Origin of the sequence: Brevibacillus sp. MER 51, assembly GCF_023714195.1 — a bacterium.
Classification (GTDB): Bacteria; Bacillota; Bacilli; order Brevibacillales; family Brevibacillaceae; genus Brevibacillus.
On sequence record NZ_JAMAUS010000001.1, the window covers coordinates 964,946 to 989,803 of the forward strand.

Consider the following 24,858-nt stretch of genomic DNA (forward strand, 5'->3'; position numbering starts at 1 on the left):
TTAGTTCACTCCTCCGAAATGAGCTGTCAACGCTTGGATAGCACCCTGCAAAGTAGACGGTTCATGCGTTCCTTGTGCCGTAAAACCAGAAATGATATCACGATAGCGAATGGCTGCATCGATTTCCCGATTGCTTCCCGGCTTGTACGCCCCAATGTTTATGAGGTCCTCCGCTTCACGATACGTAGCCAAATGTTTTTTCAGCTGACGAGCAGCATCCAAATGGTTACTATCGACGATTTCATTCATGACACGACTTACACTCGCCATCACATCAATGGCAGGAAAATGACCTTTGTGAGCAATTTTCCGGTCAAGAACGATGTGACCGTCCAAAATCCCCCGCGCCGCATCCGCAATCGGATCGTTCATGTCGTCAGAGTCAACCAATACGGTATAAAAGGCCGTAATACTTCCCTTATCCGCTGTTCCTGCACGCTCCATCAGCTTTGGCAGCATCGCAAACACCGATGGCGTATAACCACGCGTAGCCGGAGGTTCACCGATTGCCAAGCCTACTTCACGTTGTGCCATGGCAAAGCGCGTGACAGAATCCATCATGAGCATGACATTCATTCCACGATCGCGGAAATATTCCGCTATGGAAGTCGCAATCATCGCTCCCTTGATTCGAATCATGGCAGGTTGATCGGAAGTAGCTACGACAACAACAGACCGCTTTAGTCCTTCTTCCCCAAGATCGCGCTCGATAAACTCCATGACTTCACGGCCACGTTCTCCAATGAGACCAATCACATTGATATCTGCCGTCGTATTTCGGGCAATCATTCCCATCAATGTACTTTTCCCTACCCCCGATCCAGCGAAAATGCCGACCCGCTGACCTTTCCCGATGGTAAGGAGTCCGTCTATCGCTCTCACTCCCACACTCAATGGTTCTTGAATGCGCGGTCGAAGGATAGGATTTGGCGGCATATTGTTGGTAGGATAGGACGTCAGTCCAAATGGCAGTGAACCTTGATAGGGCCGCCCAAGGCCATCGAGGATCGAACCCAATATTTCAGGTCCAACTTTTACATCTAGCGACCGTCCTGTCGCGACGACGTCACAACCTGGACCAATTTCGGTCAATTCGCCTAATGGCATTAACAGCACTTTATTTTCGCGAAATCCAACCACTTCTGCGATGATCGGTTCCTTTGTGTTAGCCGGATATAGATGGCATATCTCGCCTAATTTCACTTCTGGCCCTTGCGACTCAATGGTGAGTCCAACGACCTGTGTCACTTTGCCATTCACGCGCATCGGATCTAAGCCATGCAGCATGTGCTTGTACTTCGAGAGATCTAGGATGCTCATGGAGCCTCACTTCCTCTGGCAATCGTAAGCAGTGCCTGCTTAATCTCCTCCATTTGTGTATCGATGCGGGCATCGACACTTCCCAAAGCGGTACGGATGACGCATCCACCGTCTTGTACTGTATAGTCAGGGTAAATGGAGAGCTCTGCCTGTCCATCTAACAATTCCAGAAAACCAGCACGATGCTCGAGCACATAATCGAAGTACTTATGGTTGACGCACACCGTAATCTCGCCATGAACACGGGAGCGACGGAGTGCTTTTTTGGTCATTTCCAGGACCTGCTCGGGATGCTGTTGCAATTCCTGTCCAATGATTTTTTTGGCAATTTCTATGCTGAGTTCCACTAGAAAGGGCTCCGCCTCAGCGATAATTTGTTTTTTCTCGGCAAACGCTTGTTCCAGAATGGTTTTTGCTTGGCTGAGTGTATCTGTTTGCTCCTCGTACGCCTCACGTTTCCCCGCTTCGAAACCGGCCTCTTGCCCTTCCGTCATAGCCTGCTCCTGCACTTGCTGAAAAAGTTGAGCGGCTTCCTGACGCTTTTGTTCCCACCATTCTTCCATCTGAGCAAGCGTCTCTTGTCTTACCTGCTCTGCTTGCTCCGCAGCTTGCTGCAAGATGTTTTGTGCGGTTTCTTCTGCATCTGAGATGATCGTTTTCGCCTCGATCTCAGCTTGATTAAAAATTTCTTGATTTTCTTGCAACCTTTCGGCAACTTCCTCCGTCTTAAGTGGTACAGGCGTTACCGAGAGAAGAAAAGATTCCTCAGAAGGCCGATAATTGGCGCTTTTGATAATCCTAGACAATGATATCATCTCCTCCACCGCGGGCGATGATGATCTCACCAGCCTCCTCTAAGCGACGGATAATTGCAACGATACGAGATTGTGCCTCTTCGACGTCGCGAAGGCGAACTGGGCCCATAAACTCCATTTCTTCTTTGAAGGTATCCGCCATCCGCTTGGACATGTTCCGGAAAATAACTTCCCGAACTTCTTCGCTGGATACCTTGAGGGAAAGTTGCAGATCGGCATTTTCCACGTCGCGGATAACGCGCTGAATCGAACGGTTGTCGAGTGTAGCAATATCCTCGAAGACGAACATACGCTTCTTGATTTCTTCTGCCAACTCTGGATCTTGAATTTCGAGGGAATCCAGAATCGTGCGTTCGGTTCCACGATCGACACCGTTGAGTACAGCCACGATCGCTTCTATCCCGCCTGCCTGCGTGTAATCTTGGGTAACAGTGGCAGAGAGCTTTTGCTCCAATACCTGTTCTACTTGGGCGATTACTTCCGGTGAAGTACTGTCCATAGTCGCAATACGTTTTGCAACCTCCGCTTGACGTTCTTGTGGAAGTGCCGACAGGATCATGGCAGCTTGTTGAGCCTCCAGATAAGAAAGCACCAGGGCTATCGTCTGCGGATGCTCATTTTGGATAAAGTTTAGGATTTGACCTGGGTCAGCCTTTCTAGCAAAGTCAAATGGTCGAACTTGAAGGTTTGCCGTCAAGCGATTGATAATATCCATCGCTTTGGTCTCACCCAAAGCTTTTTGCAAGATTTCTTTGGCGTATGTAATCCCGCCTTGTGCAATTACCTCTTTGGCAACTGCTATCTGGTGAAATTCAGATAAAATTTTATCTTTTTCATCCGTATCCACTTTTCGCACATTGGCGATTTCTAATGTCAGTTGCTCGATCTCATCCTCACGCAAATGCTTGAACACTTGGGCAGAAACTTCCGGCCCGAGTGAGATGAGGAGGATAGCTGCTTTTTGTCGTCCTGACAACTCTTTAGCGCCGCGAGCCATACCATTCACTCCTTAATCTTCTGCTAACCATGTACGAAGCAGAACAACAAACTCATCTGGTTTGCTTCGCGCCAATTTTTCAAGTTGCTTTCTGACCACTACCTGGTCTCCATCTTCTTGGTAAATCAAGTCTGGTATTTCGGCCGCGTTTAACGGTGTCAGCAAGTCTGGCAATTCCTCTTCTTCTTGTTGTTGCTTCGCTTGACTGCGTCTGCGATAAACGAGGAAGGCAACAGCAGCAAGTGCCAAGACTGCAATACCACCAACTGTCCAAAGAACAGCAGGACTTAGTGCACTGGAATCCTCAATCTCAGCTTTTCCTGAGAACTGACGAGGGAGTACAGAAATATGCTTGTCCAACTCAGTATCCGTCAAATCAGAAGCCTGTTCACTTAATGTGACACGAACAACATTGCGCAACACTTGTTTAATGCTCTCGAGTGTAGCCGCATCCAGCGTTCCACCAGCTGGCGGTTCTACCCCAACGTTGATTGTGATGTCTTCGATCTTGTACGGGCTTGATGTAACATTTCGTGTGATGCGATTTACTTCACGGTTAATCGTATCATTCAACTCTTCGTATTGACTGTTACTTCCTTGTGGGTTAGCTCCCGGGTAGTTCGTAACTGCATTGTTATTGGTTCCTGCAATTCCCCCCGGAGGTTGGCCTTGTCCAGAAAAGGCTTTTGATAATTTTTGAGAAGAAATGATAAGTCCTTCGTTATTCTCTTTGTCAGGTGCCTCGACGATGTTCTCTACGCGATTTTCTTTGTCAAAGTTCATTTTGATGAACGTATGTACGATGACTTTATCGCGTCCCATGATTGTACCCAACAAGTTGTACAGGTTTTGTTGAATTTTCTTTTCAACATCTGCTTTGATTGTTTCCTGTTGCTTAAAGCTACTCAATGTTCCTTCGTTTTCATTGCCTTCGGAACGTTCCAGTGGATTGGAATACTGGTCTGTAATCGCAATCGCTTCCATCGGCAATTTGGGAACGCTTCGGGAAACAAGCAGGTAAAGCGAGTTAATTTGCTTTTGATCAAGCGTTGTTCCAGGTTCTACATCGACGATAACGGAAGCCGTTGCTGTATCCGGAGTCTCCGTTACCCAAACGCTTTCCTGCGGCAACGTAATCATCACTTGTGCGGAGCGTACACCTTTTACACGTTCCAGCATCTTGCGTAGCTCTTGTTGTAAAGCCTCTTTCTTCATGACATCAAATTGGCGATCTGTAACTCCTAGAGTACTGGAGAATATTTCCGCATTAATTCCTGCTTGGCTCGGAATACCTTGTGCAGCCAAATCGACAATGACATCTTGTGCCATTTTTTCTGGAACCTCGATACTTGTACCATTCCCCGTGATACGGTATGGGATTTGTGAAGCTTCCAACTCTTGCTTGATAGTCCCGATTTCCTGTTCACTTAATCTTTGGTTGTAAAGTGGTTTGTACACCGGCTGAGAAGCGATGTATATGTATAGACCTAGAGAAATCAAGAGGAAGAGCGAAATACCGAGAATCATCCATTTTTGTTTCTTGGAAAATTGGTTCCATTTTGACGTAATCTGGTCTTTGTATACTGCTAAACGTTCGTTCATGTTTCACCTCTCAAAGGATACCAACAACGATCAAATCGACATGCGCATGATTTCTTGATAAGACTCAATCATCTTGTTCCTGACCTGCATGGTCATTTGTAGCATCACGGAAGCTTTTTGACCTGCAACAGTCAATTGGTGCAAGTCGGTAATTTCTCCCGCTGCAAACCTGTCGGCAAGATTCGACGATTCTACTTGCGCCTGATTCACTTTATTCATGGCATCCGATAGAAACGATGAGAATTCTTGGGAAACTTCAGCTGGGGTTGGCTTGTTCACACTCGGTGTACGAATTGGCGTTAGTTGGGAGATTGCACTCATTTCCATTCCTTACTGTCACCCGCCTTACTTGATTTCCAATGCTTTTAGCATCATCGATTTGGAAGCATTCAATGCTGTCACGTTGGCTTCGTATGATCTTGATGCGGAGATCATGTCCACCATCTCTTTCATCGGGTCGACATTCGGCATCAAGAGATACCCATCTTGATCTGCATCTGGATGAGATGGATCAAATACTCGCTTAAACGGAGTATTGTCTTCTTGAATCGCTGTGACCTTCACACCTTGTCCACCCCGACTTCCTGAGACCGTCCCTACCGCAGCTTGCAGGAAGTTATCAAATGTTCCATTTGTTTGAGGTGACAACTCCACCATTTTCCTCCTATATGGCTGCCAGGCGCCATCTACGAAGTTCGCTCGAGTGGTTTCCGCATTCGCAATATTGGAAGCAATCGTATCCAATCGCAAGCGGTTAGCTGTTAAGGCAGAAGCACTTGTGTTAATTCCCTGAAACAAGCTCATCTTTATTTACCTCCACCCTCAATTACACTGCGTAGTTTTTGAAAATGTCCTGCTGTCAATTGCGTTAAACCGCTGTACCAAATTTGGTTTTTGGCCAATTCTGTTGTTTCTGATTCCAAGTCAACATCATTGCCACTGTTCTGAATGAAGTTATTCGGATTGGACACAACCTGTGGGACTGCAACACCTGCATTTCCAAACGGGAGGTGTCTTTGATTGGTCCGATACGCTTCTAACTTGCCGTTTCCCGCTCTTGCGTTCAACTCATCTTGCAAAAAGCTCTCGAAGATGACTTGTTGACTTTTGAATTGAGGGGTGTCTATGTTGGCAAGGTTGTTTGCGATCGTTCTATGTCGCAATGTTGCAGCGTCCAGTGATCTCTCCAAGACCTGCAGATGGTAACTATCCAGCATTTTTCCTTCTCCCCCAATATGAGTCAATTCTTTTCCCTAAAACCACCTATATTTCCTGTATTTTCGACACCCTAATACGATTCAATCATAGCAAAATCAATTTGGACAAAAAAGCCCCTTTTCATGACGTTTTTCAAAATGATTCAATGGGACTAAATCCCTTATCTTTCCTGTTTTTTTACTGCATTTTACAAGGAAACCATATTCAAACCATTGCAAATGTCGAGGCATGCATAAAAAATCAATATATATTTTATGGTAATAATGTGTCGTTTTTTGCAATAACTAGGACTAAAGTCCCATGAGAAAAGGTGCAGCAACTTGAGTTGCTACACCTTTTTGTTTACTTTCTTGTAACTTTTGACAAGGTAAATTACGAAGTTTTGAGCTTCTCAAGCTCAGGCAACAGCTTTTCATTCAACACTTTAATGAAGGTACCTTTCATCCCCAGGGAACGGGATTCGATAACACCCGCACTCTCCAGCTTACGGAGCGCGTTTACAATAACAGAGCGAGTAATTCCTACGCGATCCGCGATTTTGGAGGCTACGAGCAAGCCTTCTTTGCCTTCGAGTTCTTCAAAAATATGTTCAACTGCTTCCAACTCACTATAGGAGAGGGAACCAATTGCCATTTGTACAACCGCTTTGCTGCGTGCTTCTTCTTCGATTGCTTCAGAACGCTCACGCAAGATTTCCATGCCTACTACCGTTGCCCCTACTTCTGCAAGAATCAGGTCGTCATCGACAAATTGATCGTTAATACGACCCAAAATCAACGTACCGAGACGATCCCCTCCACCCATAATTGGAACAAGCGTCGTCCAACCTGTGCGGAATACTTCTTTCATTTCAACAGGGAAAATCGTGTATGGGCTATCTACATCCAGGTTCGCAGATGTTTCGTCTACTTTTAGCAACCCCATGCTGTATTCTTCTGGAAAACGGCGCTCTTCCAGCATTTTGCGCATACGGCTGTTATCCATTTCTTGATGAATCGCAAAGCCGAGAAGTTTTCCTTTGCGGCTTACCACATAAGTGTTTGCTTCAATCACGTCACTCAAAACTTGAGACATTTCATTGAAGTTCACGGCATGACCCGCGGATTTTTGCAACATGCGGTTAATTCTTCTTGTTTTTGACAGTAGATCCATCTGTATTTCCTCCTAATTATATGTGCTGCCTATCCAATGTTTATAAAATATATTGACTCAAGTCTTTGTTCCCCGCGATTGTACCTAATTTCTGATTAACGTAATCGGGGGTAATCTGTACAACTTCTAGGTGAATTTCTGGGGCTTCAAAAGAGAGATCCTCCAGGAGCTTCTCCAATATGGTGTGCAATCGTCTAGCACCAATGTTATCTGTGCTCTGATTGACCTCAGCAGCGAGGCGAGCGAGTTCCTGAATGGCTTCGGGGGTAAAGTCAACACGCACACCTTCTGTTTCCAAGAGGGCCACGTACTGCTTAAGCAACGCATTTTTAGGCTCTGTCAGAATTCGGACAAAATCTTCAACGCGCAAGCTAGTCAACTCCACCCGAATCGGAAAACGACCTTGCAATTCAGGAATTAAATCTGATGGTTTTGCCATGTGAAAAGCACCAGCTGCAATAAACAGAACATAATCTGTTTTGACAGGACCATACTTGGTCATGACTGTTGAGCCTTCCACAATCGGTAAAATATCACGCTGGACCCCTTCACGGGATACATCCGGGCCACGCCCATCCTTACCCGCAATCTTATCAATTTCGTCAATGAAGATAATCCCGTGTTGTTCAGCTCGACGAATTGACTCCTGCGTGACTTCGTCCATATCCACCAGTTTTTGCGCTTCCTGCTGAATTAATACCTTTCGGGCATCTTTTATTCGCAATTTTCGTTTCTTCATCCGCTTAGGCATCAGGCTACCGAGCATATCTTGCATTTGCATCCCCATTTGTTCTGTACCCGGAACCTGGAACATGTCAAACATCGAAGGTGATTGATCTTCGACTTCAATCTCAATCATTTGCTCTTCTAACTGACCATTCGTCAATTGCCACATGACTTGCCGGCGTTGCTGCTGAATCGACACTTCTTCTTGATCAGAGGTATCCTGCTGCTGTTGCTGCTGTCCACCGAAGAACATCTCCAACGGATTTTTGAATGAGTTCGCCTGCTTGCGAGATGGAACAAGTACGTTCACAATCGCTTCATTAGCAAGCTTCTCGGCTTTCTCTTTCACCGACTCTACTTTTTCTTGTTTGACCGTACGGATAGAAGCTTCCACCAGATCACGAACCATCGATTCTACGTCTCGTCCTACATAACCGACTTCCGTAAACTTCGTTGCTTCTACTTTAATAAAAGGAGCACCAGTCAGTTTTGCAATCCGACGTGCAATTTCCGTTTTTCCAACACCAGTAGGTCCGATCATCAAGATGTTTTTTGGAACAACCTCTTCAATCATTTGCTCTGGCAAACGACTGCGACGATAGCGGTTGCGAAGCGCCACAGCAATGGCTTTCTTGGCTTGTGCCTGCCCGACAATGTATTTATCCAAATGCTCTACGATCTTACGCGGGGTTAATTGCTCAAGATTCAGCACAGTAGGTTCCTCCCTTTCGCTCAATTCAACTCATCCACAACAAGATTGTTGTTTGTGAACACGCAAATTTCAGCAGCGGTACGAAGCGATGCTTCCGCAATTTCACGTGCGCCGAGGTGAGGCGCATATGTTTTCAATGCACGACCTGCTGCAAGGGCAAAGCTACCGCCAGAACCAATTGCAAGAATCCCGTCATCAGGCTCAATGATTTCACCATTTCCAGAAATAAGCAGCAAATGCTCTTTATTGGCAACAATCATCATTGCTTCCAAACGACGCAAAATTTTATCCATGCGCCACTCTTTCGCCAGCTCTACAGCAGCTCGCTGCAGATTGCCGTGGTACTCCTCCAGCTTTCCTTCAAACTTCTCAAAAAGCGTAATGGCATCAGCAACAGAGCCAGCGAATCCTGCTAAAACTTCGCCGCGATATAGACGTCTTACTTTTTTGGCACCGTGCTTCATTACCATGCTGTTGCCAAAAGTAACCTGACCATCTCCGGCCATCGCTACAGACCCATTGTGCTGTACAGCAAATATGGTTGTTGCGTGAAACTGTTCCATCACTGATTCCTCCCGTTATGTCCGATTGGCGGAACCTGTATTGCCCGGGTTTGCTCGTGGGTGAGCGGTGTCATATACATGCCGAAGTCGCTCTTTGGTCACATGCGTGTACACCTGTGTCGTCGATACATTAACGTGTCCCAATAATTCTTGCACGGTACGCAGATCAGCACCGCCATTCAACATATGGGTCGCAAACGTATGACGAAAGGTATGTGGTGAAACCCGCAATTGAAGAGCGTACGTTTCTACGTATTTGTCTACAATCCGCCGAACACTGCGGTCGGATAACGGTTCTCCCCGATAGTTAACCAGCAAATTGCCGTGTTCTACTTTTCCAGCCAACAGTTTTTCTCTTCCATATTCTAGGTATTGCCGAAGAACGTCGCAGGCATAACTTCCAACCGGCACATATCGTTCTTTCGCTCCTTTTCCATAAACCAAGGCGACTCCCATGCTCGGATTCACATCACTCACAGATAAAGTGGTGAGCTCCGTAACGCGCATGCCGCTAGCATACAACAGTTCAAAAATCAGCCGATCACGAATTCCCAATGGAGTGGTTGTATCAGGCAGATCGAAAAAAGCTTGAACTTCTTGCGGATATAAAAAGGAAGGAAGTTTCTTCTCCATTTTGGGAGTGGAGACTAGTTGAAATGGGTTCTGTTCCAGTTGACCTTCACGCAACAGAAATCGGTACAAGCTACGCAAGCTGGATAGCTTGCGGGCAATACTTCGCCGGGAAAGCCCCCTGCCAGCCAATTGCGCGAGAAAGGAGCGACCATGCAAATAAGAAACAGCAGCAAATACGGTGATTTGGTGCTGTTCCATAAAGGAGACAAATTCGCTGATATCTGCCACATACTGCTTCACCGTATGAGGAGAGGCGTTTTTTTCAACTCGCAAATAGCGGGTAAACATCTCAATATCCGCAGAATTTTGTTGCGAAATGTCCATACGGGATGCACCCTCCTCGAAGCACCTATATAGTAACACAGACGAAAATCGGATATCAATGTTAATTGTGTCGTTCTTGTGTAAAATTCTGAATTGTATCTAGCGCTCGCTCAGCGAGCTTTTCATTTTTCAACCGCTTGTCTCGGATTCGTTCTGGCCATTCCGGTACAAGCCCGAAGTTTGCGTTCATCGGTTGGAAATGCTTTGGATCTGCCGTTGTAATATAACGAGCCATACTGCCCATAATTGTTTCTGGCGGGAGCTCGATCAATTCTTCCCCTTTTGCGAGTCGTGCTGCATTTATCCCCGCAAGCAAACCAGATGCTGCCGACTCTACATATCCTTCGACACCAGTCATTTGACCAGCAAAGAAAAGTGTTTCCCGGTCTTTATACTGATACGTAGGCTTCAACAGTTTTGGCGAGTTGATAAAGGTGTTGCGATGCATCACACCATAACGAACGATTTCGCAGTTTTCCAACCCAGGAATGAGTGAAAAGACTCTTTTTTGATCCGGCCATTTCAGATGGGTCTGGAAACCTACGATGTTATACAATGTGGCAGCACTATTGTCCTGACGAAGCTGTACAACCGCATAAGACTTTTTGCCCGTCCGCGGATCAACCAAACCTACTGGCTTCATGGGACCAAATGTCATGGTCTTGTGACCACGCTTTGCCAATACTTCAATCGGCATGCAACCTTCGAAGAAGATTTCCTTTTCAAATTCCTTCAATGGAACTGTTTCCGCAGAGATCAGCGCATCATAGAAGCGATTGAACTCCTCTTCAGTCATCGGGCAGTTCAGATAAGCTGCTTCACCCTTATCATATCTGGAAGCAACGAATACCTTGTTCATATCAATCGAGTCTTTTTCGATAATGGGCGCTGCTGCATCATAGAAGTACAGATACTCTTCACCCGTCAGCTCTTTTAACTTTGTAGACAAAGCTGGAGAAGTAAGTGGCCCCGTCGCAATTACGACAATCCCATCCGGAATTTCGGTAATTTCATCCGAAATGACCTCCACCAATGGATGATTTCGAACGGCATCTGTAACATGAGCCGCGAACTCGTGTCTGTCTACGGCAAGCGCGCCTCCAGCTGGAACCGCGCAACGATCTGCCGCATCGATAATGACAGAGTTCAGTCGACGCATTTCTTCTTTTAATACACCCACTGCATTCGTTAACGTGTTAGCACGCAATGAATTACTGCATACCAACTCTGCAAATTTATCGGTATGGTGTGCAGGCGTTTGTGTCTTCGGTCTCATCTCATACAGCTTTACTTTTACACCCGCCTGCGCGATTTGCCATGCTGCCTCACTACCAGCGAGACCAGCGCCCACTACTGTAATTGTTGGTTGTGACATGCTGTTAATCCTCCAAACTACAAAATCGAATCAGGCTGTCTAGGAGTCTGCCTCTTCTTGATAATCACACTTGGTGCAAACAATGCTAACTCCTTGCTTTTTGCGCTTTTTCTCCACGAGCATGCTGGAGCATTTTGGACAAGGTCTGGCAATCGGTTTGTCCCACGATACAAAATCGCATTCCGGATATTGATTGCAGCCGTAAAAAATACGACTCTTCTTAGATTTACGTTCAATAATCTCTCCGGTTTCACACTGCGGACATTTTACGCCGATTTCTTTTACAATCGGCTTCGTATTACGGCAATCCGGGAATCCGGAACAAGCTAAAAACTTGCCAAATCGACCAAGCTTATAAACCATCACACGGCCGCAAAGCTCACATGATTCATCCGATTCTTCGACTTTCAGCTCTACTTCTTTCATTTCTTCTTCTGCAACAACTACGCGCTTTGCAAAGTCTTGATAAAAATCGTCCAGCACTTGCACCCAATTGGTGGTTCCTGCTTCGATGTTATCCAAGCCCGATTCCATATGGGCAGTGAATTCTACGTTGAGAATTTCCGGGAAGAACTCTTCGACAAGAGTGATCACAATCTCGCCCAACTCGGTCGGGACAAACCTTTTCTCCTCTAATGACACGTAGCCACGCTTTTGAATGGTTTCTAATGTAGGCGCATAGGTAGACGGGCGTCCAATCCCCATCTCTTCCATCGTTTTAAGCATGCGTGCTTCGGAGAATCGAGGTGGTGGCTGTGTAAAGTGCTGACTCGGCTCGATTTCTTTTTGTTCGAGGATTTGTCCTTCTTCAATAGGTGGAAGGAAGCTCTCTTCTTCTGCACCATCATCGTTTCCTTCAATATATACCTTCATAAATCCAGGGAACTTCACTTTTGATCCTGTTGCTCTGAAGGTAACTCCACCTGCGTCAATATCTACGCTCATCGTATCAAGAACAGCAGATGACATTTGACTGGCAAGGAAACGCTCCCAGATTAATCGATACAAGCGCAACTGATCTCTCGACAAGTATTCCTTGATTTCATCCGGTGTACGCATCACACCTGTTGGACGAATCGCTTCGTGAGCATCTTGAGCATTCTCGTTTTTCACTTGATTGCGTGGCTCAGTTAACACATAGTCTGGACCATATTTCTCAAGTATGTATTCCCTTGCTTCGTTCTGCGCCGTTACAGATAGGCGAGTAGAGTCTGTACGCATATAGGTAATCAAACCAACTGCGCCTTCTTTATTGCCAACGTCGATCCCCTCATAGAGCTCCTGAGCAATCCGCATGGTCTTAGACGTGCGGAAGTTCAGCTTACGCGCTGCCTCTTGCTGTAAAGAGCTCGTGATAAAAGGAGGTGCAGGGTTGCGCTTACGCTCACGTTTCGTTACCTTTTGTACCACGTATGGTTTGTTCTTCATTCGTTTTAATACCGCTGCTACATCATCTTCCGAATGAAGTTCCACCTTTTCATCGCCATAACCATAGAATTTCGCGTTAATTTCTTTACCGTCGCTAATCAATGTACTTGCAATCGTCCAATACTCTTCCGGGATAAACTCTTGGATCTCACGCTCACGATCCATGATAAGCTTTACCGCAACCGATTGTACACGTCCGGCACTCAAGCCTTTTCGAACCTTTTTCCATAAAATTGGACTGATATTGTACCCCACGAGTCTGTCGAGAATGCGACGTGCCTGTTGAGCATTTACCAAGTCCATATTTATGTGTCGTGGATGCTTGAACGCTTCTTTGATAGCATCTTTGGTAATCTCATTAAACACCACACGAAGTGGCTGATTCAAATCGAGCCCCAAGTATTGTGCCAAATGCCAAGCAATTGCCTCCCCTTCGCGATCCGGGTCGGCTGCGAGATATACTTTTTTTACTTTTTTAGCGGCATCTTTTAAGCCCTTCAATACATCGCCTTTGCCGCGAATGGTTATGTATTTGGGTTCAAAATTATGTTCAACGTCTACACCCATTTGACTTTTCGGCAAATCGCGCACATGCCCGATAGACGCTTTCACGATATATTTACTACCCAGGTATTTTCCAATGGTTTTGGCCTTCGTAGGGGATTCTACGATTACTAGCGTATCAGCCATTTTTTTCCTCCCCTTTTAGTAAGGAATCTTCCCTATTATTAAATACCCTCATCCGGTTTGTCAAACACTTGTGCCTCTAGGCATTGCCAAAAAGCTAGCGGATATGCTATCGCCGTGCAAAATAACCGCCAGGAAGTGCCACGATGGCTCCTTTTGCTTCCAAGCGAATGACCAGCTGATGCAGCATCCTGCGTTGGTCTTTTTCTAAGCTGCTCATTAACTCATCCAGATGAATCCCATCATAGGTTACGGCTTCCACAATCGCTTTTTCTTCATTAGATAAGGGAACATCATCGGTTGCCTTGCTTTTTTCCACCTGCTGCATCTGCTCTGCTTCGGGAAGATGATGCTTGATTTCCTCCCATATATCGCTACTGCACGTTACTAACTTTGCACCTTGTTTGATCAAGTTATGCGGCCCCGCACTCATCAATGAAAAAATCGGTCCAGGAATTGCAAAAACTTCCTTGCCCTGCTCAAGTGCACAGTCTGCCGTAATCAACGATCCGCTTTTTTCTGCTGCTTCCACCACTAATACACCGATAGAAAGTCCACTTATGATGCGATTTCTCTCTGGAAATAATCCAGAAACAGGGGGAATATGTGGAGGATATTCGCTGAGGAGTAGGCCAAAAGATTCAATTTCACGATAAAGCTCTCGATGTCGAGAAGGATAAACATGATTCATTCCGCAACCGAGTACGCCTATAGTCTTACCACCTGCTTTCAAGGTAGCTTGGTGAGCCTCTGCATCAATTCCATATGCTACCCCAGAGACAATGACAAGACCTGCTTGTACCAGCTCTCGGACAAAAAAGCTACAGCTCGCTCTTCCATATGGTGTCGGTTTGCGCGAACCAACGACGCCAATCGACAATTTATCCAATAATGTGTGATCGCCACGATAAAACAACGTCAACGGAGAATCGGGAATATTGCGGAGCGAAACAGGATAAGCATCGTCCAAAGGACATAAAAAGCGCGTTCCCTCTTCCTCACGCTTTTCCAATAATGCCATAGCTGAAGCTTCATTGCTTTGCTTGTGAACCTGCCCAGTGATCAAAGGAGTCAATCTGAGCTCACGAGCCAGTTCCTGCCAATTTTCGATGGCAATCTGAAAAGAACCTGTGATTTCAAACATCTCTCGGATTTTCTTTCTTCCCAAACCCGAGATCATCGTTAACACATACAACCAGTCTCTCTCGTCGAGCTTCGCCTTTTCCACACCAAAATCCTCCTTCATCCCGACCACAATTGTCACAGCGGACAGCATTTGAATGTTATTCTATCGAAAGAAAGAGGCTGCTTCAAAAATAAAAAAGTGGACAAGCCTAAGCCTGTCCACTTCTGTCTTATCTGATTACTTGCCCATTACTTTCTCGAGCATACCGCGCTCTTTCAGCAATTCAACAAGTGTTTCACCGATAACAGCAGGTGTTTTCGCTACGCGAATACCGCATTCTTCGAGCTTCGCGATTTTCTCAGCAGCTGTACCTTTACCGCCAGAGATGATCGCACCAGCGTGGCCCATACGTTTTCCTTCAGGAGCAGTTTGTCCGCCGATGAAGCCTACAACTGGTTTTTTCATGTTAGCAGCGATCCACTCTGCTGCTTCCTCTTCCGCAGTACCACCGATTTCACCCAGCATGATAACTGCTTCAGTGTCTGGATCTTCGTTGAACATTTTCAGTACATCGATGAACTCCATACCTTTTACTGGGTCTCCACCGATACCTACAGCTGTGGATTGACCAAGGCCGCGAGTAGAAGTTTGGTGAACTGCTTCATAAGTCAAGGTACCGGAGCGAGAAACGATACCCACTTTACCTGGAACGTGGATGTAACCAGGCATGATACCGATTTTGCACTCACCTGGAGTGATTACGCCAGGGCAGTTAGGACCTACGAGAAGGGTTTTCTTGCCTTCCATGTAACGCTTAACTTTCACCATGTCCAGAACTGGGATACCTTCTGTAATGCAGATTACCAGATCCAGTTCAGCGTCAACTGCTTCCATGATCGCGTCAGCAGCGAAAGGAGGAGCAACGTAGATAACGGATGCAGTTGCACCAGTTGCTTCAACCGCTTCTTTAACTGTGTTGAAAATTGGAATACCGTCAACTTCGGTTCCACCTTTACCAGGTGTTACACCGCCCACCATTTGTGTACCGTATTCAACGGCTCCGCGAGTGTGGAACAGACCAGTTGCACCCGTAATCCCTTGCGTAATTACTTTTGTATTTTTATTAACGAGAATACTCATCGCGTAATTTTCCCACCTTTTTTTACGTATCTACTCGAAATATCTTACTTCACCAAGGATACGATTTTCTCAGCGCCATCCGCCATAGATTCTGCAGCTACGATGTTCAAACCGGACTCATTGAGGATTTTCTTACCCAAATCTACGTTTGTACCTTCGAGACGTACAACGAGAGGTTTGTCCAATTTGATTTGTTTTGCTGCATTCACTACGCCGTTTGCGATAACGTCGCATTTCATAATGCCGCCGAAAATGTTGACGAAAATACCTTTTACTTTTTCGTCACGGAGAATAATTTTAAACGCTTCCGTTACTTTCTCTTCAGTAGCTCCGCCACCAACGTCAAGGAAGTTAGCTGGGTCTCCACCGTAGAATTTCACGATGTCCATTGTTGCCATCGCCAGACCTGCACCGTTTACCATGCAACCGATGTTACCATCAAGTGCGATGTAGGACAGATCGAACTTGGAAGCTTCGATTTCTTTCTCATCTTCTTCATCCAGATCGCGCAGAGCTACGATGTCAGGGTGACGATAGAGAGCGTTGCTGTCGAAGTTCAGTTTCGCATCCAGTGCCATTACTTCACCGTCGCCAGTAACAACCAGTGGGTTGATTTCAGCGATAGAAGCATCTTTATCAACAAAAGCTTGGTACAAGCTCATCATGAACTTGGCAGCTTTGTTAATCAATTCTTTTGGAATGTTGATTGCGTAAGCCAGGCGACGAGCTTGGAAGCCATTCAGACCTGTTACTGGATCAACTACTTCTTTGAAGATTTTTTCTGGAGTGTTTGCTGCTACTTCCTCGATGTCCATACCGCCCTCTTCGGAAGCCATCATTACAACACTTCCAGTAGCACGGTCAACAACTACACCAACGTAGTATTCTTTCTTGATGTCGCAGCCTTGCTCGATCAGAAGGCGCTTAACTTCTTTACCTTCTGGACCTGTTTGATGAGTAACCAGTACTTTGCCAAGAATTTCGCTGGCATATGTACGAACTTCATCAAGATTTTTTGCAACCTTTACACCGCCAGCCTTACCACGGCCACCAGCGTGAATTTGCGCTTTTACTACGTTTACTTGGGTGCCCAGTTCTTTTGCTGCTTCTACAGCTTCTTCCACTGTGAAAGCTACGCGTCCTTCAGGAACTTTTACACCGTACTGCTTAAGTATCTCTTTACCTTGATACTCATGAATGTTCATTCTCCATCCTCCTATGGCAGATAAAGATCGGCAGGCTTTTAGACCGGTTCAAAGACGTCTGTCTTTTTCCGGTCATAACCTCCACTATCAGTGCAACGTAACTATTCTACGACAAAAACTGCAAAAGTGGTAGTAATATGTTCTTTTTATCGTGACCAGAAATGCGAAACTTCATGAGGAAATCCCTCATTTTCGTAGAGATTGAAACAATTTCCACACGTTTTCAGCGAGTTCATCCTGAATATACCAAGTTTGGTCATACTTAAAGTAACGTGGATATACTTCCATTCTCTGATCGATATCATTCACCAAAAAATGAAGTTCGTATTGTTTTTGTCCCGGATTTTTGGGTGGAACATTTAGTGGATCGGCATTTTTTAGCAATCGGACAGATTGATGGGCAATTCCTTGCTCGATTGTCGTTTGGGTAACATCCAACTTTGTGTCTTGGACATTCATTTCGCCATTTGCTGTGACGCGAATCCGTGTAGATTTAAATAACGGGTCAATCTTGTCGTCCTTACGATTGCTTGGCGGCATCCATTCCGTTAACCTAGAAAAGAGACTCCCTTCCACGTGAAAGAAAAACGTTTCTCTCCCAAAAGGAACCGCAATCAGCGTCGGCGTTAAAATGGCCACTTCGACTGGCCTGTCAGCAGAATTCATTCTCATCTGATAGTTCGGGTAGAGTGGATACTGCTTGCTGCGCGTGTCCACCTCCGGGACTGCCGATCCCATTACTTTCCTGATGTATTCTGCTTCTACTTCGTTCAACACGCGCGCCTGCCCAAGGTCTTCTGCCGATAAACGCACGCTATGAATTTTTTGTGAGAGCACTCCTTTTCCAGTTAACTTGTTTACCCACTGATAAAAATAGCTGGCACCCGCTCCACGATACGTGTGTCCCCCAAACTCACTTGCCGACTCACCCACTGTCACGACGAGTGGCGCCTGCTGTGTTCGATAAAGGACGAGCGTGAAACGTACATCTTCTTGCTTTAAAGACTCCGATGATACTTGTAAATCTTGTCCTTGTCCGGAAAGTTCTTGCAAAAACAAGCGCAAGTCCAATAATACTTCCTGTCCATCCGTTGACATCACCGTTACTTTTTCAACCGCACCAAGCTCTTTCTCGATATGATCTTTCATGTCGTCAGAAACCTTGCCTGACTGTGCACAGCCAGTGACGAACAAACTACTCACCATCATAACCAGTAGACACGTACGTAAAGACGCTATCACGCAGTAACCCTCCTCGTGTATTCCTGTAAGATAACGCTACAGAAGTCCCAATCGACGGCTGATCTCACTGCCTAGCTTTCGTTTCACGTAAATTTCACCAATTTGGTGCGGATCTTTCACGACAACGGAGCGATTGTTCGTACGAATCACCACATACTTTTCATTGTTTTTGTCCAAACCACAGATCAAATCAGACGAGGCTTCTACAAAGATAGCTACCACTGTTTTCCCATCTATTTTTTTCAACGAAATTTTTGGAAATGGGGTTACAAACGGTGACGTCTTATCTTGGATGTATTGCGTAATGGCCAGGATGTATTTGTCCGGGTCTCCGTACTGCTCGATCTCATGATCAATCCCGCACACTGTCCCCTCATCTGTAATGCCTAAAAATAAATTTCCGTTGTTTGAATTCGCAAACGCCACAATAGACTTAATAATCCCCGTCTTTGAATAAAGAAAGTCGCGTTTGAATTCAATCATGTCGTTCTCACCAAGTTTTGTTGCTGTTACAGGATCGTCAATTCGGCCTAAATAGCGAAAACGACTGATAGCGCCTAAGCGATAGACATATTCTTCAAATATATCAGCAGGCAGGGAAAGGTCTTCTATGCTTGCATCTGTGTTTTGCCACAATTTATATGTTTGCGGAGCAAAGCACATGTCAAACAATACGTTTCCGCCGAGCGAGCGTATGTTCATACCAATGGAAGCAGGCATAGTCTTGCCCGGCTGATAAGGGGCATCTGTTTCCACTTCCAATACTCCTGAATGAATTAAATAATCGAAATAATGACGCGGTAATTGTACATGATGCTTTAATAACTGACGTTCTGGCTTGAGTCGTCTGATTTCTTGATAAAAATCAAAACGCACAGATTGTTCTTCCAGTTGGCTTACCATCGCAATCAATGAACAAATATGGCGCATGTTTCCCCTCGTTTTGTGTTAGAGTAGGTGTCATTGTTTGGTCATATTTTAACGCAACCTTTTAAGAATTGACTAGTTTTTTCGTTATTTTCGTGATTGATAGTGATGCAAGATTGTTTGCAATTTAAACGAAAGTCCCATTTCTCCGCTAATTTTTAGCTTACCCGTTACAAAAGCAACGGTGGGATTCAAGCGTCCCTCTACGAGCTTAACAAAATCTTGGTCAGACAACTCCAGTTTGCAGCCCGCTTCCCTTGTCACACCCATTGAATAGTCCGCTTGATTATCGGATAAAACCACCTCGTAGGTGCCACCCTCTTCTCCACTTAGGACAAAATGGTACACAGCATGTAATCCAGTGATCCCTTGTGGTTGGGCGTTTATTCTATTCGATAAATCCTGAAGAGTTTTTTGTACCTGCATGCTCACTGCTCCTTGCTTGCTATGTATGTGGACCGCTTTTCTGTAAAAAAAGAAAGCCGGGTGTTTACCGGCTTACTTTACACGGACAGCTGTGCCTGTGGCAATAACCATCATCATACCTTCCCGCAATGTTTCGAAGTCGAGATCAACCCCAATCACTGCGTTTGCACCCAATGCCCGTGCTTTTTCTTTCATTTCACGCAAGGCCAGTTCACGTCCTTCTGAGAGCTTGCTCTCATACGAGCCACTTCTGCCTCCGATGATGTCCGTAATTCCTGCAAGAAAGTCACGGACTACGTTTGCACCCATGATTACCTCTCCGCTGACGATATCCAAATACTCCACCACTTCTTTTCCTTGGATCATGCTGGTAGTAGTTACGATCATGTCATTTCCTCCTCATATCGATCTTTTCACAATATATATTACGTACCATAAAATAATCGGTTGCAAAGAAGGATCTAAACCTGTCCAAAAGTGTATGCGCATTGCTAACAAACTATACTTTTCCTATCCTACTGTGGAAGTAATTGTTTTGGATAATTTGGCAGCTGAGGAGCCTAAACTTGCTTCAGCGATTAATTCCCGCCAAGATTTATCGAAAAAGTCTGGGGTTTGAAACCCGTTTACATGGCCAACAGCTGCAGATACAAAGATCTCAAGAACGTTTGTTGGACGTGTAATAAGCGAAATGTATTCCTGAATCTGTTCATCGGAAATCGTAGAGATCAAAACAAACTCGTCCCCTGCATAACGACATAAGTAATCCCCCTGTTCTTCAGCCAGAGAAGAGAGAACCGATGAATAGGTGCGGATGACATCATCCCCGAATGGATGGCCATGCAGCTTATTAATTCGGCCAAAGTCGTTCAAATCGATAAAAAGCAAATGGAAAGGTTTACGCTCCTTTAAAAAATTTTCCCCAATAAACTGAATGTAGGGAGCGCGATACAAACCCGATAATGGGTCTCGATATTCTGCTATTTTCATCTCTACGATTTCTTTTGTGATGAATCCGATTAGTTGATCCTCTTCCTTGATCAAAGCCAGACCACTTTGTTCTTGATGAAGCGCGTGATAAGCCTCCCAAACATTGTGGTTGGCAGACAGGTAGAACGGGTGACTGCTCATGGCATCGGCAACGATTCGGTTAGGATGAGCGGACAGCACGTCTCTCGTCGTAACCATTCCCAGCACCTCTCCGTGATCCATGACAACTAACGAATCAACATGAGATTCGTTCATTCGCTCCGCCGCATAAGAGACACTTTTGTCAGAGGTGATGGTACAAATCGTCGTCGTCATGATGTCGGAGATGTTCATAATAGATCCACCTCTCGTTGGACAGACAGTGCTATTTTCAATTCAGATCGCAGAACCATAGAGTCGCTAATCATACGCTCTGCCTCTTCCAGAATAATTTTCATCAATAATTTTTCATCAATCATTTGCAAAAGAGTATTTCTTAACAAGACTGCCTCAATCTTCGGATGATTCATCTTTAGTAATGTAAATTGCTCTGGAGAAAGTGCATCCGCCATTCTCCTTACAGCCTCAGGACCAATTGGTGCTTTCCGTCCGATGATCAACAAATCCTGCATCGGAGGGACTTCAAACTCGGATATTTTTAAGGAAAGCGTTGCTTTCCGAGAATATACGTTGTTATCACTAGCCATAAAAATTCCTCCAATTCTGCATTGCCTTCTTATTCGTCCGGCAAACTGCCTGGTTTACCAAACAAGTATCCCTGGCCGATTGCAACGCCCAATAAAGAAGCACAAGCAAAATCCTCTTCTTCTTCAACTCCTTCGAGAATGAGTTGAGGTGCATCTTTGCAAAAATCGACAAACAGTTTTACAGTCTTTTGCTTTTCTAATGAACTCGAGAGCTTTTGCGAAAAAAAACGATCAATCTTGATGTAATCTGGCGAGATATCTTCAATTTTACTGAATATGTTTGCGCCATCTCCGACATCATCCAACGCAATTAAGAAACCCAGCTTTTTCAATTCAGCTATGCGTCGCGTAAAAATGGGTTCGCTCCAGCATTCCCCTTCCATAATCGATTCGTTGATCTCCAATACGATTTGGGTTAAATAGGGACGGAAGGTACGAGCGATCTTTTGAATGAACCCTGGAAATGTGTCTTCTATTATGGTAGAAGGAAAAATATTCACAAATAAAAGCTCGTTTTTGTGTTCAGTCGACGAATGAAAAAAAGTCAAGAGCGCATAATGCAGGGAATGGGAGTCGAGTTCTGGCAGCATTTTGTTTTCCTTCGCCAAAGAAAACAATGCCTCTGGATGGATCCCCGCTTTACTGCGAAGTAATACTTCATACCCTATCCTACTTTTCTCAGGAAGTTGACATATTGGCTGAAATGCGTGGTAGTATTCTTTTTTCTTAAATAATTCTGCAATGCTCTCCATCAATTTTCCTTTCCCTTTCCTAGCAAGTATGAACACAAAGAAAAAGCTTCTCCATGCGAGATATTCTGAACCATGGAGGTGCCGGGAAATGTACCTACATGCACGAGCAAAAGAAATTCTACTCTCTGTGGATATTTCTAGTCATAACAATAACTAGGTAATAAAGATTACAAATATCAGCAGACATTTCGACAATATATGTCTTTGTCCCTACTTATTCGCCAGCATCTTGCATATTCCTTTCCAGATCATACTAATTGTTTCAAATTAATTAGGAACATTGTATGTACAATGCCTATTTTCTATCGTTATATTTCCGTAAAATGATAGATGTATCAAGTAATTCCACAACTTGTAAACTGTTCTGAACCGCGTTACGCGTTATATAAATAAAAAATTTAAATTTTACTGCTTGTTCTGTCGTTAGCAGCTATAGAGCTTTTTTCATATCGTATGAAAAATGGGTATCGTCCTCATCCAAAGGGAGGAAGGTAGGCGTGGTCAAGACTTCAACGTTTACACTGCAAGTGCAGGAAGGCCACTTGTTCACGATTACGCTAGCGGCAAATCCCTCAACCGGTTACCAGTGGGACTTGTCTAATCCAGTGGATGCTCGCTTTTTATCGTTGCATGCGAATCATTTTGTTCCCCCATCATCGCCAGCTCGTTTTGGGCAAGAGGGGCATCAGGTGGTGTCCTTTCAAGCTTTGCGGCGTGGAATGACGTCGATTTCAATGAAATATTGTCGTCCTTGGGATAGTGGGGAATGCGGAGAGTTTGCGTTTTATGTAGTTACGATTGTGTAGGGTTATGTTTCAAAATTACTTACTGTTACTGACTTGAAAGTGAAGCGGTTAGTCTGTATGTGTTAGGTTTTCATTTATGAGGCACATACAGACTAACCGCTTCTGGTCTAAAACTTGACTATTTACAGTTGGACAGGCGTTGACATCTTTGCAGACGTGACCATGCAGAAAAGCAAAATAGTCGAGGAACAAAGAAGGAGCATGATCTGGATACTGATTTAAACTGCATATATTGATAATCATCCAGCGGGATATGGTATAATTTGGATGAGGTGAATAATATGGGATTCATTGTTATAACTGCTTTGTACCTTAACCCTATTCTGGCTATTTTGTTCTTTGTTAACTTTACATTTATTATGAAGAAAATTGTGAATAACAAGGATTATAGGCGAAATGCCGTTTTTGGATCATTGCTGATCGTATGGATCTTTTTTTCTTATGGATTGCTCGCTATCGCAAGGTAGTTACTGCTAAAGGAATTGGTTTTTCCATTCTATCTAGCATTTTAAAATCCCTTACGTTTAAAAAAGTAGCCCTCGATCCAAAGCTCTGTAGCCAATTGCTTCTGCTACTTGTGCAGCATCTACAAGGGAAGCCCCATCTAAATCTGCACTTGTCATCGCCACTTTTACAATTCTATCGTCTGCTCTTGCACTTAAACCTAATGTCTCGAAGACAAGCTGCAGCATCTCTTGTCCTTCCTTATCTAGTTCGGCAAATTGACGGAGCTCTTCACCATTCATCACACTTATAAAAGGACATCCCTGAGGATAGTGGTATCTTTCGCATTGGACAGCCCTCGCTTGTTCTACTCGCTGCTGAATGTCTTTTGGGGACTCCTCTGCTTTTCTGTTGTGAAGAAGTTGAACGGGTACTTTCGGCACCTCGATGTCAGATCGATGCGGTCTAGCAAGGGACCTGAGAGTTTTGAGCGGTATTTGTAGATTTGTTGAGGAGAGCATGGGCAGGTTTGCTTCTCTCGAGTACCGAAGAATCCGCAAGGACAAGGCTGAAGATAGCATCCTTGAAATATCACTCAAAAAGGAAAAACTATCCTCCCCTTTTATGGAAGATGATAGTCCTGGTGGCCGTCTTAGAGCAGCACGTAAACAGATGTACTTGGTCGATCTTGAATCAACTTTAAGGGAACGTATTATTAAAGCGCGCTTGTACTATGGGTACACAAAGAGAGAATTTGCTGGGCTTTTAGGAATAAGTGAGCGCACTCTATACGAATGGGAACATGAGCTCAGGATTCCACCCGAAGAACAAAGAGTCAGGGTCTGTCAAGAATTTCGTGTAAACTCAATCAACCGTTATATGAAAATGTTTCATCCCCTAATTGGGACATCTTTCTCGGGTCAATGGAGTCAAGGGCGTAAGGCGAAGCGAACCCTTGACTCCGTTGGTGGAGAGAAAGAAGAATCCCTTCGGGGATGGAGCCTTTCTTTATTAGCGGATGTACGGCTGAACTCGTTCCTCGAAGAAAACGGATAGCTGCAAGAGAATCTGGCCCCAGTTCTGTACTCGCCCCGTCCATTTTCGTAAGACGTCCATCGTTACCAGATACAACATTTTAAGAAGGGCTTCGTCTGTTGGGAACATGGCTTTTCCCTTCGTAACTTTCCGAAGCTGTCGATGATAACTTTCAATGACGTTGGTTGTATAGATCAGCTTTCGAATCTCTGGAGGGTATTTAAAGAAGGTGGCAATCTCGTCCCAGTTATTTCGCCAGGAACGAACCATTAAGGGATATTTACTACCCCAGGTTTGCTCAAATTGCTCGAGTTCTTCTAATGCGGCTTGCTCCGTTGGAGCCTTATAAATGGGCTTCAGATCGGCCGTAATCTTTTTGAGATCCTTATAGGAAACATACTTGATGGAATTTCGAATTTGATGGATAACGCACTTCTGAATCTCTGTTTTCGGATAACATGCCGAAATTGCCTCCGTAAAGCCACGAAGGTTATCGACGCTTGTAATCAAAATATCCTGGACTCCGC

General features: G+C 44.9%; 28 protein-coding genes. 2 read left to right on the forward strand and 26 right to left on the reverse strand.

The window, feature by feature from the left end:
• From fliI to M3630_RS04120, 23 genes are all read right to left on the reverse strand, one after another.
• Complete coding sequence (gene fliI, locus M3630_RS04010) at positions 1–1,320, reverse strand: flagellar protein export ATPase FliI (protein WP_173608018.1); 1,320 nt, start codon at positions 1,318–1,320, stop codon at positions 1–3.
• The gene (fliH, locus tag M3630_RS04015) at positions 1,317–2,135 is read right to left on the reverse strand and encodes a flagellar assembly protein FliH (RefSeq protein ID WP_173608019.1); all 819 of its coding nucleotides are present in this window, start codon (positions 2,133–2,135) and stop codon (positions 1,317–1,319) included. The genes fliI and fliH overlap by 4 nt, the downstream gene beginning before the upstream one ends.
• Positions 2,119–3,132: a flagellar motor switch protein FliG gene (fliG, locus tag M3630_RS04020; protein WP_007719331.1), complete on the reverse strand. Its 1,014-nt coding sequence runs from the start codon at positions 3,130–3,132 to the stop codon at positions 2,119–2,121. The genes fliH and fliG overlap by 17 nt, the downstream gene beginning before the upstream one ends.
• 12 nt (positions 3,133–3,144) lie before the next feature.
• Complete coding sequence (gene fliF, locus M3630_RS04025) at positions 3,145–4,734, reverse strand: flagellar basal-body MS-ring/collar protein FliF (RefSeq protein ID WP_251251297.1); 1,590 nt, start codon at positions 4,732–4,734, stop codon at positions 3,145–3,147.
• Positions 4,735–4,764: 30 nt separating this feature from the next.
• Positions 4,765–5,061, reverse strand: coding sequence for a flagellar hook-basal body complex protein FliE (fliE, locus tag M3630_RS04030; RefSeq protein ID WP_088908111.1), 297 nt, complete (start codon positions 5,059–5,061; stop codon positions 4,765–4,767).
• An 18-nt stretch (positions 5,062–5,079) separates the two neighbouring features.
• Positions 5,080–5,538 carry a flagellar basal body rod protein FlgC gene (gene flgC / locus M3630_RS04035; protein ID WP_106653452.1) on the reverse strand — a complete coding sequence of 153 codons (459 nt, stop codon included), beginning with the start codon at positions 5,536–5,538 and terminating at the stop codon, positions 5,080–5,082.
• A gap of 2 nt (positions 5,539–5,540) precedes the next feature.
• A complete protein-coding gene (gene flgB, locus M3630_RS04040) occupies positions 5,541–5,951 on the reverse strand; it encodes a flagellar basal body rod protein FlgB (RefSeq protein ID WP_173608021.1) in 411 nt (136 codons plus the stop codon).
• Positions 5,952–6,324: 373 nt separating this feature from the next.
• Complete coding sequence (gene codY / locus M3630_RS04045) at positions 6,325–7,104, reverse strand: GTP-sensing pleiotropic transcriptional regulator CodY (RefSeq protein ID WP_016743316.1); 780 nt, start codon at positions 7,102–7,104, stop codon at positions 6,325–6,327.
• 40 nt (positions 7,105–7,144) lie between these two features.
• Entirely contained in the window at positions 7,145–8,542 is a 1,398-nt protein-coding gene (gene hslU, locus M3630_RS04050) for an ATP-dependent protease ATPase subunit HslU (protein WP_304502563.1), read from the reverse strand.
• Positions 8,543–8,562: 20 nt separating this feature from the next.
• Positions 8,563–9,105 carry an ATP-dependent protease subunit HslV gene (gene hslV, locus M3630_RS04055; RefSeq protein WP_015891764.1) on the reverse strand — a complete coding sequence of 181 codons (543 nt, stop codon included), beginning with the start codon at positions 9,103–9,105 and terminating at the stop codon, positions 8,563–8,565.
• A 15-nt stretch (positions 9,106–9,120) separates the two neighbouring features.
• Positions 9,121–10,062 (reverse strand): tyrosine recombinase XerC, encoded by a 942-nt coding sequence (gene xerC, locus M3630_RS04060; protein WP_173608022.1) that lies wholly within the window; start codon positions 10,060–10,062, stop codon positions 9,121–9,123.
• 61 nt (positions 10,063–10,123) lie between these two features.
• Positions 10,124–11,437 carry an FADH(2)-oxidizing methylenetetrahydrofolate--tRNA-(uracil(54)-C(5))-methyltransferase TrmFO gene (trmFO, locus tag M3630_RS04065; protein ID WP_056488428.1) on the reverse strand — a complete coding sequence of 438 codons (1,314 nt, stop codon included), beginning with the start codon at positions 11,435–11,437 and terminating at the stop codon, positions 10,124–10,126.
• A gap of 39 nt (positions 11,438–11,476) precedes the next feature.
• Positions 11,477–13,555, reverse strand: coding sequence for a type I DNA topoisomerase (gene topA / locus M3630_RS04070; RefSeq protein WP_251251298.1), 2,079 nt, complete (start codon positions 13,553–13,555; stop codon positions 11,477–11,479).
• Positions 13,556–13,661: 106 nt separating this feature from the next.
• Positions 13,662–14,780, reverse strand: coding sequence for a DNA-processing protein DprA (dprA, locus tag M3630_RS04075; protein WP_251251299.1), 1,119 nt, complete (start codon positions 14,778–14,780; stop codon positions 13,662–13,664).
• 135 nt (positions 14,781–14,915) lie between these two features.
• Positions 14,916–15,818, reverse strand: coding sequence for a succinate--CoA ligase subunit alpha (sucD, locus tag M3630_RS04080; RefSeq protein ID WP_015891769.1), 903 nt, complete (start codon positions 15,816–15,818; stop codon positions 14,916–14,918).
• A gap of 44 nt (positions 15,819–15,862) precedes the next feature.
• Positions 15,863–17,023, reverse strand: coding sequence for an ADP-forming succinate--CoA ligase subunit beta (gene sucC / locus M3630_RS04085; RefSeq protein ID WP_016743310.1), 1,161 nt, complete (start codon positions 17,021–17,023; stop codon positions 15,863–15,865).
• A 186-nt stretch (positions 17,024–17,209) separates the two neighbouring features.
• On the reverse strand, positions 17,210–18,265 hold the full coding sequence (locus M3630_RS04090; protein WP_251251300.1) for a hypothetical protein: 1,056 nt from the start codon (positions 18,263–18,265) through the stop codon (positions 17,210–17,212).
• A 36-nt stretch (positions 18,266–18,301) separates the two neighbouring features.
• Positions 18,302–19,195, reverse strand: coding sequence for an AlbA family DNA-binding domain-containing protein (locus M3630_RS04095; RefSeq protein WP_251251301.1), 894 nt, complete (start codon positions 19,193–19,195; stop codon positions 18,302–18,304).
• An 84-nt stretch (positions 19,196–19,279) separates the two neighbouring features.
• Entirely contained in the window at positions 19,280–19,618 is a 339-nt protein-coding gene (locus tag M3630_RS04100) for an SCP2 sterol-binding domain-containing protein (protein WP_251251302.1), read from the reverse strand.
• A 72-nt stretch (positions 19,619–19,690) separates the two neighbouring features.
• Positions 19,691–20,005, reverse strand: coding sequence for a YbjQ family protein (locus M3630_RS04105; protein WP_173608028.1), 315 nt, complete (start codon positions 20,003–20,005; stop codon positions 19,691–19,693).
• A gap of 123 nt (positions 20,006–20,128) precedes the next feature.
• Complete coding sequence (locus tag M3630_RS04110) at positions 20,129–20,941, reverse strand: CBS domain-containing protein (protein ID WP_237898607.1); 813 nt, start codon at positions 20,939–20,941, stop codon at positions 20,129–20,131.
• Complete coding sequence (locus M3630_RS04115) at positions 20,938–21,294, reverse strand: hypothetical protein (RefSeq protein ID WP_017249346.1); 357 nt, start codon at positions 21,292–21,294, stop codon at positions 20,938–20,940. The genes M3630_RS04110 and M3630_RS04115 overlap by 4 nt, the downstream gene beginning before the upstream one ends.
• A gap of 29 nt (positions 21,295–21,323) precedes the next feature.
• Positions 21,324–22,046 (reverse strand): EAL domain-containing protein, encoded by a 723-nt coding sequence (locus M3630_RS04120; protein WP_221869172.1) that lies wholly within the window; start codon positions 22,044–22,046, stop codon positions 21,324–21,326.
• A 497-nt stretch (positions 22,047–22,543) separates the two neighbouring features.
• On the opposite strand from M3630_RS04120, the gene M3630_RS04125 reads away from it, so the two are divergent.
• Positions 22,544–22,852 (forward strand): protease inhibitor I42 family protein, encoded by a 309-nt coding sequence (locus tag M3630_RS04125; protein ID WP_251251303.1) that lies wholly within the window; start codon positions 22,544–22,546, stop codon positions 22,850–22,852.
• Positions 22,853–23,376: 524 nt separating this feature from the next.
• Here the strand turns inward: M3630_RS04125 and M3630_RS04130 are convergent.
• Both M3630_RS04130 and M3630_RS31110 read right to left on the reverse strand, forming a co-directional pair.
• Entirely contained in the window at positions 23,377–23,739 is a 363-nt protein-coding gene (locus M3630_RS04130) for a magnesium chelatase subunit ChlI family protein (protein WP_251251304.1), read from the reverse strand.
• The gene (locus M3630_RS31110) at positions 23,664–23,891 is read right to left on the reverse strand and encodes an ATP-binding protein (RefSeq protein WP_251251305.1); all 228 of its coding nucleotides are present in this window, start codon (positions 23,889–23,891) and stop codon (positions 23,664–23,666) included. Before M3630_RS31110 ends, M3630_RS04130 begins: the two co-directional genes overlap by 76 nt.
• Here M3630_RS31110 and M3630_RS04140 point away from each other — a divergent pair.
• Complete coding sequence (locus tag M3630_RS04140; protein ID WP_251251329.1) at positions 23,816–24,352, forward strand: helix-turn-helix transcriptional regulator; 537 nt, start codon at positions 23,816–23,818, stop codon at positions 24,350–24,352. The genes M3630_RS31110 and M3630_RS04140 overlap by 76 nt on opposite strands.
• Here M3630_RS04140 and M3630_RS04145 read toward each other — a convergent pair.
• Positions 24,308–24,858: IS256 family transposase (locus M3630_RS04145; protein ID WP_251251306.1), on the reverse strand; the 551-nt coding region annotated here is incomplete at its 5' end. The genes M3630_RS04140 and M3630_RS04145 overlap by 45 nt on opposite strands.

What these genes read in the sequence shown, in the direction of transcription:
- fliI (WP_173608018.1), bottom strand. Translation starts at nt 1,320, where the DNA reads ATGAGCATCCTAGATCTCTCGAAGTACAAGCACATGCTGCATGGCTTA.
- fliH (WP_173608019.1), bottom strand. Translation starts at nt 2,135, where the DNA reads ATGATATCATTGTCTAGGATTATCAAAAGCGCCAATTATCGGCCTTCT.
- fliG (WP_007719331.1), bottom strand. Translation starts at nt 3,132, where the DNA reads ATGGCTCGCGGCGCTAAAGAGTTGTCAGGACGACAAAAAGCAGCTATC.
- fliF (WP_251251297.1), bottom strand. Translation starts at nt 4,734, where the DNA reads ATGAACGAACGTTTAGCAGTATACAAAGACCAGATTACGTCAAAATGG.
- fliE (WP_088908111.1), bottom strand. Translation starts at nt 5,061, where the DNA reads ATGGAAATGAGTGCAATCTCCCAACTAACGCCAATTCGTACACCGAGT.
- flgC (WP_106653452.1), bottom strand. Translation starts at nt 5,538, where the DNA reads ATGAGCTTGTTTCAGGGAATTAACACAAGTGCTTCTGCCTTAACAGCT.
- flgB (WP_173608021.1), bottom strand. Translation starts at nt 5,951, where the DNA reads ATGCTGGATAGTTACCATCTGCAGGTCTTGGAGAGATCACTGGACGCT.
- codY (WP_016743316.1), bottom strand. Translation starts at nt 7,104, where the DNA reads ATGGATCTACTGTCAAAAACAAGAAGAATTAACCGCATGTTGCAAAAA.
- hslV (WP_015891764.1), bottom strand. Translation starts at nt 9,105, where the DNA reads ATGGAACAGTTTCACGCAACAACCATATTTGCTGTACAGCACAATGGG.
- xerC (WP_173608022.1), bottom strand. Translation starts at nt 10,062, where the DNA reads ATGGACATTTCGCAACAAAATTCTGCGGATATTGAGATGTTTACCCGC.
- trmFO (WP_056488428.1), bottom strand. Translation starts at nt 11,437, where the DNA reads ATGTCACAACCAACAATTACAGTAGTGGGCGCTGGTCTCGCTGGTAGT.
- topA (WP_251251298.1), bottom strand. Translation starts at nt 13,555, where the DNA reads ATGGCTGATACGCTAGTAATCGTAGAATCCCCTACGAAGGCCAAAACC.
- sucD (WP_015891769.1), bottom strand. Translation starts at nt 15,818, where the DNA reads ATGAGTATTCTCGTTAATAAAAATACAAAAGTAATTACGCAAGGGATT.
- sucC (WP_016743310.1), bottom strand. Translation starts at nt 17,023, where the DNA reads ATGAACATTCATGAGTATCAAGGTAAAGAGATACTTAAGCAGTACGGT.
- M3630_RS04095 (WP_251251301.1), bottom strand. Translation starts at nt 19,195, where the DNA reads ATGCGCCATATTTGTTCATTGATTGCGATGGTAAGCCAACTGGAAGAA.
- M3630_RS04100 (WP_251251302.1), bottom strand. Translation starts at nt 19,618, where the DNA reads ATGCAGGTACAAAAAACTCTTCAGGATTTATCGAATAGAATAAACGCC.
- M3630_RS04105 (WP_173608028.1), bottom strand. Translation starts at nt 20,005, where the DNA reads ATGATCGTAACTACTACCAGCATGATCCAAGGAAAAGAAGTGGTGGAG.
- M3630_RS04110 (WP_237898607.1), bottom strand. Translation starts at nt 20,941, where the DNA reads ATGAACATCTCCGACATCATGACGACGACGATTTGTACCATCACCTCT.
- M3630_RS04115 (WP_017249346.1), bottom strand. Translation starts at nt 21,294, where the DNA reads ATGGCTAGTGATAACAACGTATATTCTCGGAAAGCAACGCTTTCCTTA.
- M3630_RS04120 (WP_221869172.1), bottom strand. Translation starts at nt 22,046, where the DNA reads ATGGAGAGCATTGCAGAATTATTTAAGAAAAAAGAATACTACCACGCA.
- M3630_RS04140 (WP_251251329.1), top strand. Translation starts at nt 23,816, where the DNA reads ATGGGCAGGTTTGCTTCTCTCGAGTACCGAAGAATCCGCAAGGACAAG.